Genomic DNA, 15,700 nt, shown 5'->3' on the forward strand with positions numbered 1-15,700 from the left:
GCGCGATCCGCGCCGCCGTCGCGAAAACCGGGATGCCGGCCGGCGTGTTCTCGTTGCTGGTCGGCCCCGGCCGCGTGATCGGCGCGGCGCTCGTCAGCCATCCGGCGGTCCAGGCGGTCGGCTTCACCGGGTCGCGGCAGGGCGGCATGGCGCTCGTGCAGCTCGCGAACGCCCGCCCGCAGCCGATTCCCGTCTACGCGGAAATGAGCAGCATCAACCCGGTCGTGCTGTTCCCGGCGGCGCTCGCCGCGCGCGGCGACGCGATCGCGACGGGCTTCGTCGATTCGCTGACGCTCGGCGTCGGCCAGTTCTGTACCAACCCGGGCCTCGTGCTCGCGATCGACGGCCCCGATCTCGACCGCTTCGAAACCGTCGCCGCACAGGCGCTCGCGAAGAAGCCGGCCGGCGTGATGCTCACGCGCGGCATCGCCGATGCGTATCGCAACGGCCGTGGCAAGCTGGCCGAACTGTCGGGCGTGCGCGAGGTCGGCGCGGGTGAGGCGGCGCAGACCGACTGCCAGGCCGGCGGCGCACTGTACGAAGTCGGTGCACAGGCGTTCCTGGCCGAGCCGGCGTTCAGCCACGAGGTGTTCGGTCCGGCGTCGCTGATCGTGCGTTGCCGTGATCTCGACGAAGTCGCGCGCGTGCTCGAAGCGCTCGAAGGCCAGCTGACGGCCACGCTGCAGATGGACGCCGACGACAAGCCGCTCGCGCGCCGGCTGCTGCCGATCCTCGAACGCAAGGCGGGCCGCCTGCTGGTCAACGGCTACCCGACCGGCGTCGAGGTGTGCGACGCGATGGTGCACGGCGGGCCGTTCCCGGCCACGTCGAACCCGGCCGTCACGTCGGTCGGCGCGACAGCGATCGAGCGTTTCCTGCGGCCCGTGTGCTACCAGGATTTCCCGGACGATCTGCTGCCGGAAGGGCTGCAGGAAAGCAATCCGCTCGCGATTCCGCGGCTGCGGGACGGGAAGGCGGAGTGATCGGCTGAGGGGGTGATCCCGGCGGCGGGTATGCCGGGATGACGGCCTGAAACGGAAAGGCGGAAGGGGCCGGTCGGCCGCTTCCGCCTTTTTTCATGGCCGGCTTCCGCGCCGCCCGCTTTTCTCCTACAGTACCGAAGCCGCGGGTCGACCGACCCGCAGGCAAAACCTGAGAGATCCAGAAAAAGACCAAGAGGGAACGGCATCATGAACATCAGCAAACGTGGCGACCACCTGTTCGCGGCCGGGTTGTGGAAAGCGGTCGGCGACGTCGCGAAATCGGTGCGCACGCAGGTCGGGGAATACAGCGAAGGCCGCGTGCTGGCCAACGCGTTGTTCGAATTGCAGCGTGACCTGGGCGGCAGCGAATTCGACGTGACCATCAACCAGGGGCGGCCCGTTACCGGCTCCGATCCGCATTCGCTCCGCTTCGGCCAGGCCGTCAAGCGGTTCAGGCTGGACATGGAGGCGCTGGCGTTCGCGCTGAAGCACCGCCGCAGCATCGACGAGCGCGACCCGGGCCTGCGCACCGACGCGCTGACGCAGGCCAACAGCCAGCTGGCGACCGCGAAGCAGTACGCGATGCTCACGGTCGGGCGGTTCTTCGACGCAGTCGTCGATCCCGACGTGCTCGACCAGATGCTCGCCAGCGATCCGAACACGCGTGCACGGCGCTCGGCCACCGGCGCGGAGATCGCCGCGACCCGGCTCAGGCTGGGCAGCCTGCGCTACCGGATCGTCGGCACCATCTCGCAGATGTGACGAAAACGGCCGGCCCGCGAAGCGCGGGGCGGCCGTCGAAGAACGCAAGCGGGCCGAATGCGCGGCGCCGCGCCGGCCCACGCCGAAGCGTGTGCCGGTTGACTGCCTGCCGCTTATTGCGGCCCCATCTTCTTGATCAGCACGTCGAGCTCGGCCGCTTCCGCTTCCGTGAGGTCGACGAGCGGTGCGCGCACCGGGCCTGCGTCATGGCCGACGAGCTTCGCGCCCGCCTTCACGATGCTGACCGCATAGCCCGCGCGGCGATTGCGGATCTTCAGGTACGGCAGGAAGAACTCGTCGATCAGGCGGCCGACCGTGGCGTGGTCGTCCTTCGCGATCGCTTCGTAGAAGTCCATCGCCGTCTTCGGGATGAAGTTGAACACGGCCGACGAATACACCGGCACGCCGAGCGCCTTGTACGCGGCGGCATAGACTTCGGCCGTCGGCAGGCCGCCGAGGTACGCGAAGCGGTCGCCGAGGCGGCGGCGGATCGTCACCATGCTTTCGATTTCGCCCACGCCGTCCTTGAAGCCGATCAGGTTCGGGCAACGGTCGGCGAGGCGCTCGAGCATGTCGGCGTTGAGCTTCGAATTCGCGCGGTTGTACACCACGACGCCGATCTTCAGCGCGCGGCACACCTGCTCGACGTGGTCGGCGATCCCTTCCTGGCTGGCTTCGGTCAGGTAGTGCGGCATCAGCAGCACGCCGCTCGCGCCGAGGCGCTCGGCCTCCTGCGCATATTCGATCGCGACGCGCGTCGCGCCGCCCGCGCCGGCGAGGATCGGCACCTTGCCCTTGCAGGTTTCCGTCGCGACACGGATCACGTCCGAGTACTCGCGCTGCGTGAGCGAGAAGAATTCACCGGTGCCGCCGGCCGCGAACAGCGCGCTCGCACCGTACGGCGCGAGCCATTCCAGGCGTTCGGCATAGGTGGACGGGCGGAAGCTGCCGTCGACGTCGAAATCCGTCAGCGGAAACGACAGCAGGCCGTGGGAAATGATCTGTTTGAGTTCTTGCGGTGAGGTCATGGTTGGTTCGTCCGTCTAGCGCGAGTGCTGGGTTCGTCGGGAACGGCATACGAGCCACATTGGCGATGTCGTTGTATGTCATCGTACAACGAGGGGAGGGGTGACGCAAGCGGTTTGCTGGCAGATAAATAGTAGGGTCTTTCCGGATAAGGGTTTACGCAGCATCGCCGATCAAGGTTGAATGTCGTATGATGACTAACGATGTGGCCGATAGCCTCCAGGAATTCCGATGACTGCTTCCCCGCTCTATATTCGCGTGCACCCGGACGACAACGTCGCGATCGTCGTCAACGACGGCGGCTTGCCCGAGGGCGCGACGTTCGCCGACGGGCTGACGCTGCGCGAAGGCGTGCCGCAAGGGCACAAGGTTGCGCTGGTCGATCTCGCGGCCGGCGACCCGATCGTCCGCTACAACGTGGTGATCGGCTATGCGCTGGTCGAGCTGCGCCGCGGCAGCTGGGTCAACGAGCGCACGATGCGCATGCCCGAGCCGCCGGGGCTCGACGACCTGCCGCTCGCAACACGCGCCGCGCCGCCGCTGCCGCCGCTCGAAGGCTATACGTTCGAGGGCTTCCGCAATGCCGACGGCTCGGTCGGCACGCGCAACATCCTCGCGATCACGACGACCGTGCAGTGCGTGTCCGGCGTGGTCGAGCATGCGGTGAAGCGGATCAAGGCCGAGCTGCTGCCGCGCTACCCGAACGTCGACGACGTGGTCGGGCTCGAGCACACGTACGGCTGCGGCGTGGCGATCGACGCACCCGACGCCGACATCCCGATCCGCACGCTGCGCAACATCAGCCTGAATCCGAATTTCGGCGGCGAGGTGATGACCGTGAGCCTCGGCTGCGAGAAGCTGCAGCCCGAGCGCCTGCTGCCGCCCGGCACGATTCCGGTCGCGGCCGACGGTGCGACCGACAACGGCGGCGTGGTGTGCCTGCAGGATGCCGCGCACGTCGGCTTCAACTCGATGATCGACTCGATCATGAAGATGGCCGAATCGCATCTCGAGCGGCTTGACCGCCGCCGCCGCGAGACGTGCCCCGCGTCGGATCTCGTCGTCGGCGTGCAGTGCGGCGGCAGCGACGCGTTCTCGGGGCTCACCGCGAACCCGGCCGTCGGCTTCGCGGCCGACCTGCTGGTGCGCGCGGGCGCGACGATCATGTTCTCCGAGGTGACGGAAGTGCGCGATGGTGTCGCGCAGCTCACGTCGCGCGCGGCGAACGAGGACGTGGCGCGCGAGATCATCCGCGAGATGGACTGGTACGACCGCTATCTGCAGCGCGGCCGCGTCGACCGCAGCGCGAACACGACGCCCGGCAACAAGAAGGGCGGCCTGTCGAACATCGTCGAGAAGGCGATGGGCTCGATCGTGAAGTCGGGCAGTGCGCCGATCGCCGGCGTCGTGCGTCCCGGCGATCGCGCGAAGCAGAAGGGGCTGCTGTACGCGGCGACGCCCGCGAGCGACTTCATCTGCGGCACGCTGCAGCTCGCGGCCGGGATGAACCTGCATATTTTCACGACCGGACGCGGCACGCCGTACGGCCTTGCTCAGGTGCCGGTGATCAAGGTCGCGACGCGCAGCGACCTCGCGCGCCGCTGGCACGACCTGATGGATCTCGATGCGGGGCAGATCGCGACCGGCGCGGCCACGATCGAGGACACCGGCTGGGAACTGTTCCGGTTGATGCTCGATGTCGCGAGCGGCAAGCGCCGCACGTGGGCCGAGCAATGGAAGCTTGCGAACGCGCTGACGCTGTTCAATCCGGCGCCGGTGACCTGACGCGCGCGGCCGCTGCCGCCAGACGAAGCGGGCGCCCGAGGGCGCCCGTTTTCATTGCGGCGGCGCGGGCACGTGCACGGGCCCGCGCCGGGCGTTCGCTACGCGATGTCGATCGGCAGCGACAGCCCCACCTTCACGCGCGACATCACGACCATCGTCTCGAAGTGACGGATGTTGTGGTGTTGCCGGAACACGCGCGTGGAAAACTCCTCGTAGTGGTCGATGTCGCGCATCGCGATCATCAGCACGAAATCCGCGCGGCCCGTCACCACATAACACTGCATGACTTCCGGCAGCGATTTCAGGAACCGCTTGAATTCGTCGAGCAGGTCGACCCGTTCGCGCTCGACCTGCACGAGCACCAGCATCGTCAACGGGAGGCCGACCTTGGTCGGATCGACGACGGACACGTCCTGCTGGATATAGCGCTCGTCGCGCAGCCGCTTCACGCGGCGCAGGCACGCGGGCGGGCTCAGTCCGATCTCGGCGGCGAGCGCCTGGTTGGTGATCTGGTTGTCGTGCTGGAGGCGGGCGAGGATCCGCAGGTCGAAGTCGTCGAGCGGCGCGGCGGCGGGATTCATCGGATTTCCTTCGGGGAGAAAAAACGAAACAAACTCACGAACGGGGCCGCCCGATGTTTATCGGATTTCGCGACGGCTGCCGATAATCGTAGCACCCGTCAACGACGAAGCTGCGAGGAAAACATCATGCGTTCCCGACGTTTGCTACTGGCGCGGCTCGTGCCGCTCGTGCCACTGGTGTCGCTTGTACTGGCCGTTCCCGCGTTTGGCGCGGATACGGTCGTCGTGGGTTTTGCCGGCGCGCTCACGGGCGCGCAGGCGCATTTCGGCGAGGACAGCGCGCGCGGCATCCGGCTGGCCATCGACGAAATCAACGCCGCGCATCCGGGCGTCGCCGGGCATCCGGTCACGTTCGCGCTCGACGCGCAGGACGACCAGGCCGACCCGAAGGTCGCGACGACGGTCGCGCAGCGCTTCGTCGATACGCACGTCAGCGCGGTGATCGGCCACCAGAATTCGGGGACGTCGATCGCCGTCGCGCGGCTCTATGCGACGGCGAACATCGCGGAGCTGACGCCGTCGGCCACCAATCCCGAATTCACTCGTCTCGGCTATCGCACGACGTTCCGGATGCTCGCGAACGACGACTTTCTCGGGCAGGCCGTTGCCCGCTATGCGGTCGAGCGGCTGCACGCGCGGCGCATCGGCGTCGTCGATGATCGCACGGCCTACGGGCAGGGCATCGCGGACGTGTTCGTCGACGGGCTCGGGAAGACGGGTTCGGCCGTGGTCGGCCGCGAATACACGACCGACAAGGCGTTCGACTTCGGCGCGCCGCTGACGCTGCTCAAGGGCAAGGCGCCCGACGCGATCTTCTTCGGCGGCATGGACACGCAGGGCGGGCCGATGCTCAAGCAGATGAAGAAGCTGCGGATCGCCGCGCCGCTGCTGGGGGGCGACGGTCTGTGCACGCACGAGATCCTGAAACTGGCCGGCGATGCGCTCGACGGCAACCTCGTGTGCGCGGACGGCGGCCGGAGTCTCGCGAAGATGCCGGGCGGCCCCGCGTTCGCGGCGCGCTTCACGCAGAAGTACGGCGCCCCCGTGCAGCTCTACGCGCCGTATGCGTACGACGCGATGATGGCCGTCTACCACGCGGTGATGCTCGCGCAGTCCACCGATCCGGCGAAGATCGTCGACGCGCTGCATCGCGTCGACTTCCAGGGCGTGACCGGCCGGATCGCGTTCGACGCGAACGGCGAGCTGCGCAATCCGGCGGCAACGATTTCGACGTTCAAAGGAGGCAACAAGGTGACTTTGTCGGAGGTAGTGAAATGAATACGCGGATTCTTCCCGTGGGCACCGCATCGTTGTGCGACGTCGCGCGGCCGGTCGGCGACGTCGCCGATCCCGCCGTGCATGAAGCGGCCGGCGCACTGCGCGCCGCGCTGCGCGCGTTTCGCGACGAACACGGTTTCGGCCGCGCGGTCGCCGCGCCGCAGATCGGCGTCGGGCAACGGATGATCGCGCTCGCGCTCGACGGCTGGCCCGACGTGATCGTGAACCCCGAGATCGTGTGGCGCAGCGATGCGCGCATGACGCTGTGGGACGACTGCATGTGCTTTCCCGACCTGTTCGTGCGCGTCGAGCGCCATGCATCGGTGAGCGTGCAGTACACGACGCTCGACGGCGAGCTGCATCGGCGCGACGCGCTGTCGCCCGATGTATCGGAGCTGATGCAGCACGAGATCGATCATCTCGACGGCAAGCTGTCGTTCGATCGCGCGGCGGGGGCGAATGCGGTCGTGCATCGCAGCGTGTTCGATGCCGATCGCGCGTCGTTTGCCGCGCAGGTCGACTACGCGCCGCAGGTTCCCGACGCGGCTCGCACGGCGCCGCAGGGTATTCAACCGGCCGAAGCACCCGCGTATCCACCGGGCGCCGCGTACATGAACGGCCGCTTCATTCCGATCGCCGACGCGCGCGTGTCGGTGCTCGACTGGGGCTTCCTGCATTCCGACGTCACGTACGACACCGTGCACGTGTGGAACGGCCGCTTCTTCCGTCTCGACCAGCACATCGCGCGGTTCAGGCGCTCGCTGGCAAGGCTGCGGCTGAATGTGCCGCTGAGCGACGACGCGCTGCGCGACATCCTCGTCGAATGCGTGCGCCGCTCGGGCTTGCGCAACGCGTACGTTGAAATGCTGTGCACGCGCGGCGTATCGCCCACCTTCAGCCGCGATCCGCGCGACGCGGTGAACCAGTTCATCGCGTTCGCGGTGCCGTACGGCTCGGTCGCGAACGAGCGGCAATTGCGCGAGGGCCTGCATCTGCATCTGGTCGACGACGTGCGGCGGATTCCGCCCGAATCGGTCGATCCGCAGATCAAGAACTACCACTGGCTCGACCTCGTCGCAGGGCTGTTGAAGGGCTATGACGCGGGGGCGGAGTCGGTCGTGCTGAAGTGCACGGACGGCAGCATCGCCGAAGGGCCGGGATTCAACATCTTCGTCGTGCGCGACGGCGGGCTCCGGACGCCCGAGCGCGGCGTGTTGCACGGCATCACGCGGCAGACCGTGTTCGAGCTGGCGGCGTCGATGGGCATCGATGCGCGGGCCGATCGCATCGACGACGGGCAACTGCGCGATGCGGACGAAGTGTTCATCACGTCGACGGCTGGCGGGATCATGCCCGTCACGCGGCTGAACGGCGCGCCGATCGGCGACGGCCGGCCGGGCCCGATGACGCGCCGGCTGTTCGATGCGTACTGGGCGAAGCACGAGGATCCGGCGTGGAGCCTGGCGGTCGACTACGCGGCGGGTTGATGGCGGCTGGTCGATCGCGGCGGCGCGGGCGCGATTTCCTTACCTCGTACGTAATCGACCGCCCGCGCGAGGCCGGCGACGATGACTGCACGCGAACACGAAACACGCCACGTTCGCGACATCGTCCTCTCATCGACACAAGGAGCCTCGCCATGAACACCGCCCAATCCGCTTCGTCCGCCTTGTCCGTTCACGCCGACCTGATCGACCGCTACTTCGACGCGTGGAACGAACCCGACGTCACGCGTCGCCGCGCGCTGATCGATGCGACCTACGCGAGCGACGCGGCCTATCGCGATCCGCTGATGGCCGGCGACGGCCACGCAGGCATCGACGCGATGATCGCGGCCGTGCAGGAGCGCTTCCCTGCGTTCCGCTTCCGCCGCACGACCGACGTCGACGGGTTCGGCCAGCACCTGCGGTTCTCGTGGGCGCTCGTATCGCCCGACGGCGCGGCGATCGTGAAGGGCTCGGACTTCGGCACCGTCGACGCGTCGGGCCGCCTCGCGTCGGTGACGGGCTTCATCGACGAAATGCCGGCCGCGGCGTCGTGACGCGACGGATGCATGCGCAGCGGCCACCGGGATCGGGTAACGTTATGCGGTTCGTTCCTGATCCCGGAGACTAGCCGACATGCTGAAGAATCTCGACCCGCTGCTGCACGCCGACATCCTGCACACGCTGCGTGCGATGGGCCACGGTGACGAAATCGCGATCTGCGACGCGAATTTCCCGGCGGAATCCGTCGCGGAGCACACGGTGGTCGGCCGCGCGTTGAGGATCGACGGCGCCGATTCGGCGCGCGTCGTGCGCGCGGTGCTGTCCGTGCTGCCGCTCGACACGTTCGTCGATACGCCCGCGTGGCGGATGGAAGTCGTCGGCGATGCGGCGGCGGTGCCGCCCGTGCAGCGCGAGGTGCAGGCCGAGATCGACCGCGCGGAAGGGCGCGCCGTGCCGCTTGCGGGCGTCGACCGGTTCGCGTTCTACGAGCGCGCGCAGCAGGCCTACGCGGTGATCGTCACCGGCGAGCTGCGCGGCTACGGCTGCTTCATCTTCAAGAAGGGCGTGTTGTTGAGCGACGCGGGCTAAACGCCTTTTCATCCCGCCGCCTTCGGGCCGCGCGGCCGCCGCCGTGTAAAGATTTGCTACAACCTTTTTCTTGGACACGGCCGAAACTCTGTCTATGCTGGCCCATTTGCCGCGGGCCCCGCAGGGCTGCGCGGCGCCGAACCGCCCGGGCGAGCCCCGCGCGGACGGCCGAATTGCATACTAGGAGAGAGGCATGACGCGTTCCGTCGATTCCGGCGTCATTTTTTTCGCGCGCCTGGCGCTGGCGGCGTTGTTCCTGTGGGGCGGCGTGATGAAGCTGCTGGGCTACGCTGATTTCATCGGCTACCTGCATGGGCTGAACGTGCCGTATCCGCAGGTGATCGGGCCGATCGTCGTCGCGATCGAGGGGCTCGGCGGGCTGTTGCTGATCGTCGGCTACAAGGTGAAGCCGCTCGCACTGCTGATGGCGTTCTACACGGTCGCGACCGCGATGGTCGGGCACAATTTCTGGGACGCGACGGACGCCGCGGTCCAGCATGACATGGTGATCCATTTCTGGAAGAACATCGCGATCGCCGGCGGTTTCCTGCTGCTGTACGTCACGGGCGCGGGCGGCGCGAGCATCGACGGCCTGCGCCGGCCGAGTACGACGTACGGCAGCCTGCGCTGATCGCACATACGCACGCTGTTGCCGTTGCGCTGACGCAAAACAAAAGGGCCGAATCCCGCGGGATTCGGCCCTTTGTTCATGGATTGCTTGCGGGTCGCCGGTGGGTCCGGTCATCCGCCGCGGCGGCTGGACGCCACCGCACGCGCACCATCGCCGCTCAGTGCGGCGAATCCTCTTTCGCATCCTTCGAGAACTGCACGGCGATCGCGCCGAGCACGCAGATCACCGCGACATACACCACCGGTGCGAGCGGATTCGACTTCATCATCAGCGACACGATCACCGGCGTGAGCCCGCCGAAGATCGCATACGCGACGTTGTACGAGAACGAGATGCCCGAGAAGCGCACGATGGCCGGGAAGCTCTTGACCATCACGAACGGCACCGCGCCGATCGTGCCGACCATGAAGCCCGCGATCCCGTAGTAGAGCGGCAGCGTCGACGCGTCGGCCGCGACCTGCACGAACAGCAGGTAGTAGCACGCGGCCAGCCCGATACCGCCGATGCCGAGCACGCGCTTCGCGCCGATCCAGCCCGCGAGCGAACCTGCGGTGATGCAGCCGGCCGTCAGGCACAGCGTCGCGACGCTGTTCGCGAACAGCGTCGTCGCGGGCGTCAGGTGGAACTGCTTCTGCAGCAGCGCGGGCGTCATCAGGATCACGACGACGATCGCGGCCGACAGCATCCACGTGAGCAGCATCGACACGATCACCGCGCGGCCATGGTCGCGCAGCACGGCCTTCAGCGGAATCTCGTCTGCGAGCGCCTTCTTCGCCTTCATCTCGGCGAACACCGGCGTTTCGTGCAGCCAGCGGCGCAGGTACACGGAGAACAGGCCGAACACGCCGCCGAGCAGGAACGGGATGCGCCACGCGAACGCGCCGACTTCGGCGGTCGAGTAGCGGCTGTTGATGCCGGCGGCAACGAGCGAGCCGAGCAGGATGCCGGCCGTCAGGCCCGCGGTCAGCGTGCCGCACGCATAGCCGATGTGACGCGACGGCACGTGCTCGGACACGAACACCCACGCGCCCGGCACTTCACCGCCGACGGCCGCGCCCTGCAGCACGCGGAACAGCAGCAGCAACACCGGCGCGAGGATGCCGATCGTGTCGTAGGTCGGCAGCAGGCCCATCAGCAGGGTGGGCACGGACATCATCAGCACGCTCAGCGTGAACATCCGCTTGCGGCCGAACAGGTCGCCGAAGTGCGCCATGATCACGCCGCCGAGCGGGCGCGCGAGATAGCCGGCCGCGAAGATGCCGAATGTCTGCAGCTGGCGCAGCCAGTCGGGAATGTCGTGCGGGAAGAACAGTTGTCCAATCGCCGGCGCGAAGAACACGAAGATGATGAAGTCGTAGAACTCGAGGGCGCCGCCGAGTGCGGCAAGGCCAAGGGTCTTGTAGTCGCTGCGCGTGAGCGCGCGTTCGGCGGCGCGAGGCACGCCGCTCAATTCGGAAGCTTGCATGGTCAGGACGATCGGTTTTCGAATGTTGTTGTCGGTGCTGCGTCTCCAGGGCCCGCTATCGGCATGGACTGACAAGGCGCGGCTTGCGTCGTCGAAGCGTGCCGCGTGCCGGGTGAGGCACGAAACACGCACCGCCGCACCGGGGTGAGGCGCGGCGGAGACGAAGCGTCAAAGCGGGTGGGGGGATTCTACAGGAGCGCGAAATGCGCGCACGTGGGGGCGCGCCGAGGAACGCTTCGGACCGCGAGCCGAGGCCGAGGCAGACGCAGAAGCGCGCGCGGCGCGGGCGGCCGGTGAGCCGCTGACGCGCCGCGCGGGGCAGGGTCTTGCTTATCAGTTGCCGGCGATCGTATCGACCGGCTTGAACGTGCCGTGCTCGACCTTGTAGATCGTCACCGGCGCATCTCTCAGGTCGCCCTTCGTGTCGTACGCGATGCTCGGGGCCGACACACCCTTGACCGACACCTTGCCGAGATACGGCGTGTACACCTTCGGGTCGGTCGAGTTCGCGTCCTTCATCGCGGTGAGCAGCGCGATCGTGCCGTCATACGAGTACGGTGAATAAGTGATCACGTCTTCGTTGAAGCGCGCCTTGTAGCGTGCCGCGTAGCCGGCGAAGCCGGGCATCTTTTCCTTCGGCAGCCCGCCCATGTAGACGATTGCGCCTTCGGCTGCGTCGCCGCCGACCTTCAGGAACGTCGGCGAGCGCGACATCTCGCCCGTCACGAACGCCGACTTCATCCCGAGCTGACGCATCTTGCGGATCATCGGCGACGATTGCGCGTCGCCGCCGCCGTAGAAGATCGCGTCCGGGTTCATCCCCTTGAGGTTGGTCAGGATCGCGGAGAAATCGAGCGCCTTGTCGTTCGTGAAGTCGCGCTTGATGATCGTGCCGCCCGCCGCCTCGACGGCCTTCGCGAATTCGTCGGCGATGCCCTGGCCGTAGGCCGTGCGGTCGTCGATGATCGCGATGCGCTTGAAGCGCAGCGTCTTCACCGCGTAGGTGCCGACGATGCGGCCTGCCTGTGCGTCGCTGGTCAGCAGCCGGTAGGTCGTCTTGTAGCCGCGCGCCGTGTATTGCGGCGACGTGGCCATCGAGATCTGCGGCAGCCCTGCGCGATCGTACAGGTCGGATGCGGGAATGCTCGTGCCCGAGTTGAAGTGTCCGATGATCCCGCGGACGTTGTCGTCGATCAGCCGCTGCGCGACGGTCGTGCCCGTGCGCGGGTCGGCCTGGTCGTCCTGCGAATCGAGCTGGAACGTGACGGGCTTGCCGCCGATCGTCGGACGCGTCGCATTGAAATCGGCGATCGCGAGCTGCACGCCCTTCTGCATGTCCGTGCCGTAGTTCGACTGCGGGCCGGTCAGCGGTGCGGCGAAACCGATCTTGACGACGTCGGCGGCAATGGCGTGCGCGCCCGACAGTGCGCAGGCAGCGGCCAGCGCGACGTGCGATACCTTCAGCTTCACTTTCACTTCCCCTTGATGGCGTGGTTGGGCCGCCGCCGGCTGGCGGGCCGGCGCCGGTAAACCGGGCGAGACGGTTCGGTCGGCAGGCCGATGCGAAGGCCGTGCGTGCTTGCCGCGTGCTGTCCGGGCTGTGCCGGAATCGGCGCACACGACGGCCGATGTCGCAGGCCATGCATGCCGATTGCTGCCGCGGCGTGAGGTCGTCTCGTGACCGTGAAGCGAAGTCTAGATAGCGAAAATGCGTGCGTCTTGCGCGTTCGGTGCGCGGCCGGCGACGATATCGGCATATCGTCGATAACCCTGATATGTGCCGAAATCGTCACGCGGAATGCGCAAACGCGCCAAGACGCTGCACGTTCGCATTTTTATGCTGGCGAGTTCGGGCGCGCGGTGCCGATATGCGAGTGCGCCAGTACGCGCGGCATGTCGGCGCCGGCGCACGCGTGGGTGCCGCGTTGACGCCAGCGGATTCGCGGCCGGCCGCCGCACGCCGGGCGCAGTGGTTGCGCACGCAACGGATGTCGTGTGTCGCGTGACGATGCCGACCGATCGGCGGCGGCGCGATGCGACGGCCGCCGCCAACTTGCCCGCCTTTGCGATCGGCGCGACGCGATCGAAGGGGCGCTTCTATAATCGACGCCATCTGCCACTCGCCTTGCGGTTGCCGGGATGACGACCTTGCTTGCCGTACCGCCCATGAGCCTGTCCGAACCGTTGCGCTACCAGCCCGACAACGCCGATCTCGGCGCGATGCTTGCGCACTTCCGCCTGCTCGAACCGGTGTTCGATGCCCTGCCGGACGTCGCGTTCTTCGTGAAGGATGCGAGCGGCCGCTATGCGATCGTCAATCGCACGCTGGCGATGCGCTGCGGCTACAAGGACAAGCGCGACCTGCTCGGCAAGACGGCCGACGAGGTGTTTCCGCGCCGCTTCGGCCGCAGCTATTTCGAGCAGGACATGGCGACGATCAACGCCGGCCAGCAACTGATGGACCAGCTCGAGCTGCACCTGTATCCGGGCCGTCAGCCGGGCTGGTGCCTGACCTGCAAGGAGCCGCTGCGCGACGCCGCCGGCAGGGTGGTCGGCCTCGCGGGCATCTCGCGCGACCTGAAGGCGCACGAGGGATCGCACCCGGCGTACAGCCGGCTCGCCGACGTGGTCCAGCACATCCAGGATCACTACGTGCAGCCGCTGAACCTGAAGCAGCTCGCGCAGATGGCCGGGATGTCGGTCGCGCAGCTCGAACGCTACTTCCACAAGGTGTTCCACCTGACGCCGCGCCAGGTGCTGCTGAAGACGCGGCTCGATGCGGCCACCGCGCTGCTCGTCACGCACGACAAGGTGACCGATGTCGCGGCGCTATGCGGCTATACCGATCACAGCGCGTTCACGCGGCAGTTCAAGGCGACGGTCGGCGTAACGCCGACGGAATACCGGTTGATGTTGCAGGAGCGGGCAGGGTGACGCGACGCGCCGAAAGGGCCGGCGAGTCGCTGGGATCGGGGTGATGCGGGAAAACGGGAAAGGGGTGAAAACGGCGGCTCAGCGGTAGCCGAGCCCTTTCAGGACGGCCGTGCCGTCTTCGGTCAGCCGGAAGCTGGGTGCCGTATCGGCGTCGAGCTTGACCATCTCGACGAGACCGGCTTCCTGCAGTGCAGGCAGTTCGGGTTTGGCGTTCGCGCCGATCGGTGCGTGCAGCAGCACGAGCAGCGTCGCGATTTCATGATGACTGAGCAGGCGGCGCAGCATCGTCTTCTTTGCAGGGGGCGCGGCCTGGCGGCCCGCGGGTGCTTCTACGGCGCTCATCGCTTTCCTCCTTTTCGAGATAACCATCGGGTACTGGTTGCGGATGGTGCCGTCGAAGACTTAAGCGATTCTTAAAACCGTAGTGGGCGACGGGATGCTGCGCTGCGGTACGGGTTACCGGATGTAACGCCCTATGGAATGCGGTTTCCGGCCCGATCGCGGCCAGCCGCGCAGGCGGGTGCGCGGCCGCGTGATTCACCACGATGGTGCGCGCGGGATGCGGCCCTTTGAGACCGTCGTGGGCCGCGAATGTGATTCGCCCCTTAAGTCCCGGTCGGCTTCCTTCCCTTATTTCCTGCGCTGTGCCTGTGCGGCCAGCCGCACGGCCGCATTCGCCGCGCCGTAGCCGTCGTATCCGCCGCGCCGCTCGACGATCTCGAGCGAGAAGCGGTTGTCGACCAGTTCTGTATACGCGTGCAGGAATTCGCCGCCGTGCTCGTCGCGGTCGTACAGCAGGTGATGCGTGCTCAGCGTGTCGATCAGTTCGTCCGGCAGCGCGTAGCGAGCGGCGAGATCGTCGTAGTAGTTCGGTGGAATGCGCAGGAACGGAATGCCGTCGGCCGCGAACGCGGCGATCGTCTTCACGATGTCGTCCGTGCGGAACGCGACGTGGTTCAGCCCCGTGCCGTGGTAGCGGTCGAGCGATTCGGCAACTGCCGTGTGCCGGTCGACCGACGCGTTCAGCGCGATCCGCACCGAACCGTCGGCGCTGCGCACCGCGCGGCTGCGCATCAGCCCGTACGGGTCGGGCACGAGCCAGCTGCGTTCGGCCTCGAAGCCGAACGCCGTCTTGAAGAACAGGATCCACGTATCGAGCGCGTCGGCCGGCAGTGCGAGGCACACGTGGTCGATACCTGTGAGCGGGCCGACTTCGCTCGGGCCGTCGATGTCGGTCAGCACGAAGTCCGATTCGTACAGCGTCGGCGCGTTCGGCGCTTCATCGACGAAGTACTCGAGGCTGCCGTCCGGCGCCTGCACACTCGGCAGCACGCGCTCGTTCGGCCCGACGCGGCCGGAGAACGGCGCATATCCATAGCCGGCCGCGCGCTCGAACGCCACTTTCGCGTCGTCGACGCGGAATGCCGATGCACACAGCGACAGCCCGTGCTGCTGGAAGAACGCATCGGCGAACGAGTCGCGCTCCGCGTTCAGCACGATCGACGCGGCGCCGTGCTGGAACAGCGTCACGTCCTTCGACCGATGCCGGCCCGCTAGCCGGAAGCGCATCCGGCCGAGCCATTCGCCGACGGTCGCCGCTGCCTGCGCGTCGACCGCGAATTCGATGAACTGGAACCCGACGTGCGCGGGCGGCGCCGGCGGCGCGAACAGCGGCTGGC

15 protein-coding genes are annotated in these 15,700 nt (G+C 67.4%); 9 read left to right on the plus strand and 6 right to left on the minus strand.

Features of this window, described 5'->3' with window-relative positions:
- Together G3N93_RS19080 and G3N93_RS19085 are read left to right on the plus strand one after the other, a co-directional pair.
- Positions 1 to 983, plus strand: a 983-nt coding sequence (locus G3N93_RS19080; protein WP_206133720.1) for an aldehyde dehydrogenase family protein, incomplete at its 5' end; no start/stop codon positions are given.
- A gap of 207 nt (positions 984 to 1,190) precedes the next feature.
- A complete protein-coding gene (locus tag G3N93_RS19085; protein WP_174942154.1) occupies positions 1,191 to 1,745 on the plus strand; it encodes a hypothetical protein in 555 nt (184 codons plus the stop codon).
- A 113-nt stretch (positions 1,746 to 1,858) separates the two neighbouring features.
- Here G3N93_RS19085 and kdgD read toward each other — a convergent pair whose 3' ends face one another.
- Positions 1,859 to 2,773 carry a 5-dehydro-4-deoxyglucarate dehydratase gene (gene kdgD / locus G3N93_RS19090; protein WP_174940984.1) on the minus strand — a complete coding sequence of 305 codons (915 nt, stop codon included), beginning with the start codon at positions 2,771 to 2,773 and terminating at the stop codon, positions 1,859 to 1,861.
- Between the two features lie 229 nt (positions 2,774 to 3,002).
- Here kdgD and garD point away from each other — a divergent pair, with 229 nt between their 5' ends.
- Entirely contained in the window at positions 3,003 to 4,556 is a 1,554-nt protein-coding gene (gene garD / locus G3N93_RS19095; protein ID WP_174940982.1) for a galactarate dehydratase, read from the plus strand.
- Between the two features lie 98 nt (positions 4,557 to 4,654).
- On the opposite strand, the gene G3N93_RS19100 is transcribed toward garD, so the two are convergent.
- Entirely contained in the window at positions 4,655 to 5,137 is a 483-nt protein-coding gene (locus tag G3N93_RS19100; RefSeq protein ID WP_166956571.1) for an Lrp/AsnC family transcriptional regulator, read from the minus strand.
- Positions 5,138 to 5,263: 126 nt separating this feature from the next.
- Here G3N93_RS19100 and G3N93_RS19105 point away from each other — a divergent pair, with 126 nt between their 5' ends.
- From G3N93_RS19105 to G3N93_RS19125, 5 genes are all read left to right on the plus strand, one after another.
- A complete protein-coding gene (locus G3N93_RS19105; RefSeq protein WP_206133721.1) occupies positions 5,264 to 6,415 on the plus strand; it encodes a branched-chain amino acid ABC transporter substrate-binding protein in 1,152 nt (383 codons plus the stop codon).
- A complete protein-coding gene (locus G3N93_RS19110; RefSeq protein ID WP_174942157.1) occupies positions 6,412 to 7,902 on the plus strand; it encodes an aminotransferase class IV in 1,491 nt (496 codons plus the stop codon). Before G3N93_RS19105 ends, G3N93_RS19110 begins: the two co-directional genes overlap by 4 nt.
- Before the next feature lie 152 nt (positions 7,903 to 8,054).
- Complete coding sequence (locus G3N93_RS19115) at positions 8,055 to 8,456, plus strand: nuclear transport factor 2 family protein (RefSeq protein ID WP_174940977.1); 402 nt, start codon at positions 8,055 to 8,057, stop codon at positions 8,454 to 8,456.
- A 79-nt stretch (positions 8,457 to 8,535) separates the two neighbouring features.
- Positions 8,536 to 8,991: an RbsD/FucU family protein gene (locus tag G3N93_RS19120; RefSeq protein ID WP_166890090.1), complete on the plus strand. Its 456-nt coding sequence runs from the start codon at positions 8,536 to 8,538 to the stop codon at positions 8,989 to 8,991.
- A 193-nt stretch (positions 8,992 to 9,184) separates the two neighbouring features.
- The gene (locus G3N93_RS19125) at positions 9,185 to 9,622 is read left to right on the plus strand and encodes a DoxX family protein (RefSeq protein WP_174940976.1); all 438 of its coding nucleotides are present in this window, start codon (positions 9,185 to 9,187) and stop codon (positions 9,620 to 9,622) included.
- A gap of 157 nt (positions 9,623 to 9,779) precedes the next feature.
- Here the strand turns inward: G3N93_RS19125 and G3N93_RS19130 are convergent, their stop codons facing one another.
- Together G3N93_RS19130 and G3N93_RS19135 are read right to left on the minus strand one after the other, a co-directional pair.
- The gene (locus G3N93_RS19130) at positions 9,780 to 11,087 is read right to left on the minus strand and encodes an MFS transporter (protein WP_206133722.1); all 1,308 of its coding nucleotides are present in this window, start codon (positions 11,085 to 11,087) and stop codon (positions 9,780 to 9,782) included.
- A gap of 333 nt (positions 11,088 to 11,420) precedes the next feature.
- Positions 11,421 to 12,557: a branched-chain amino acid ABC transporter substrate-binding protein gene (locus G3N93_RS19135; protein ID WP_174940973.1), complete on the minus strand. Its 1,137-nt coding sequence runs from the start codon at positions 12,555 to 12,557 to the stop codon at positions 11,421 to 11,423.
- A gap of 669 nt (positions 12,558 to 13,226) precedes the next feature.
- Between G3N93_RS19135 and G3N93_RS19140 the strand changes: the two genes are divergently transcribed.
- Complete coding sequence (locus tag G3N93_RS19140; protein ID WP_174940971.1) at positions 13,227 to 14,021, plus strand: AraC family transcriptional regulator; 795 nt, start codon at positions 13,227 to 13,229, stop codon at positions 14,019 to 14,021.
- Between the two features lie 78 nt (positions 14,022 to 14,099).
- Here G3N93_RS19140 and G3N93_RS19145 read toward each other — a convergent pair whose 3' ends face one another.
- Positions 14,100 to 14,363, minus strand: a complete 264-nt coding sequence (locus G3N93_RS19145; protein ID WP_174933418.1) for a hypothetical protein — start codon at positions 14,361 to 14,363, stop codon at positions 14,100 to 14,102.
- 288 nt (positions 14,364 to 14,651) lie between these two features.
- Positions 14,652 to 15,700: 4-hydroxyphenylpyruvate dioxygenase family protein (locus G3N93_RS19150; RefSeq protein WP_206133723.1), on the minus strand; the 1,049-nt coding region annotated here is incomplete at its 5' end.

This window comes from Burkholderia sp. Se-20378, from assembly GCF_017104665.1.
Taxonomy (GTDB): Bacteria; Pseudomonadota; Gammaproteobacteria; order Burkholderiales; family Burkholderiaceae; genus Burkholderia; species Burkholderia lata.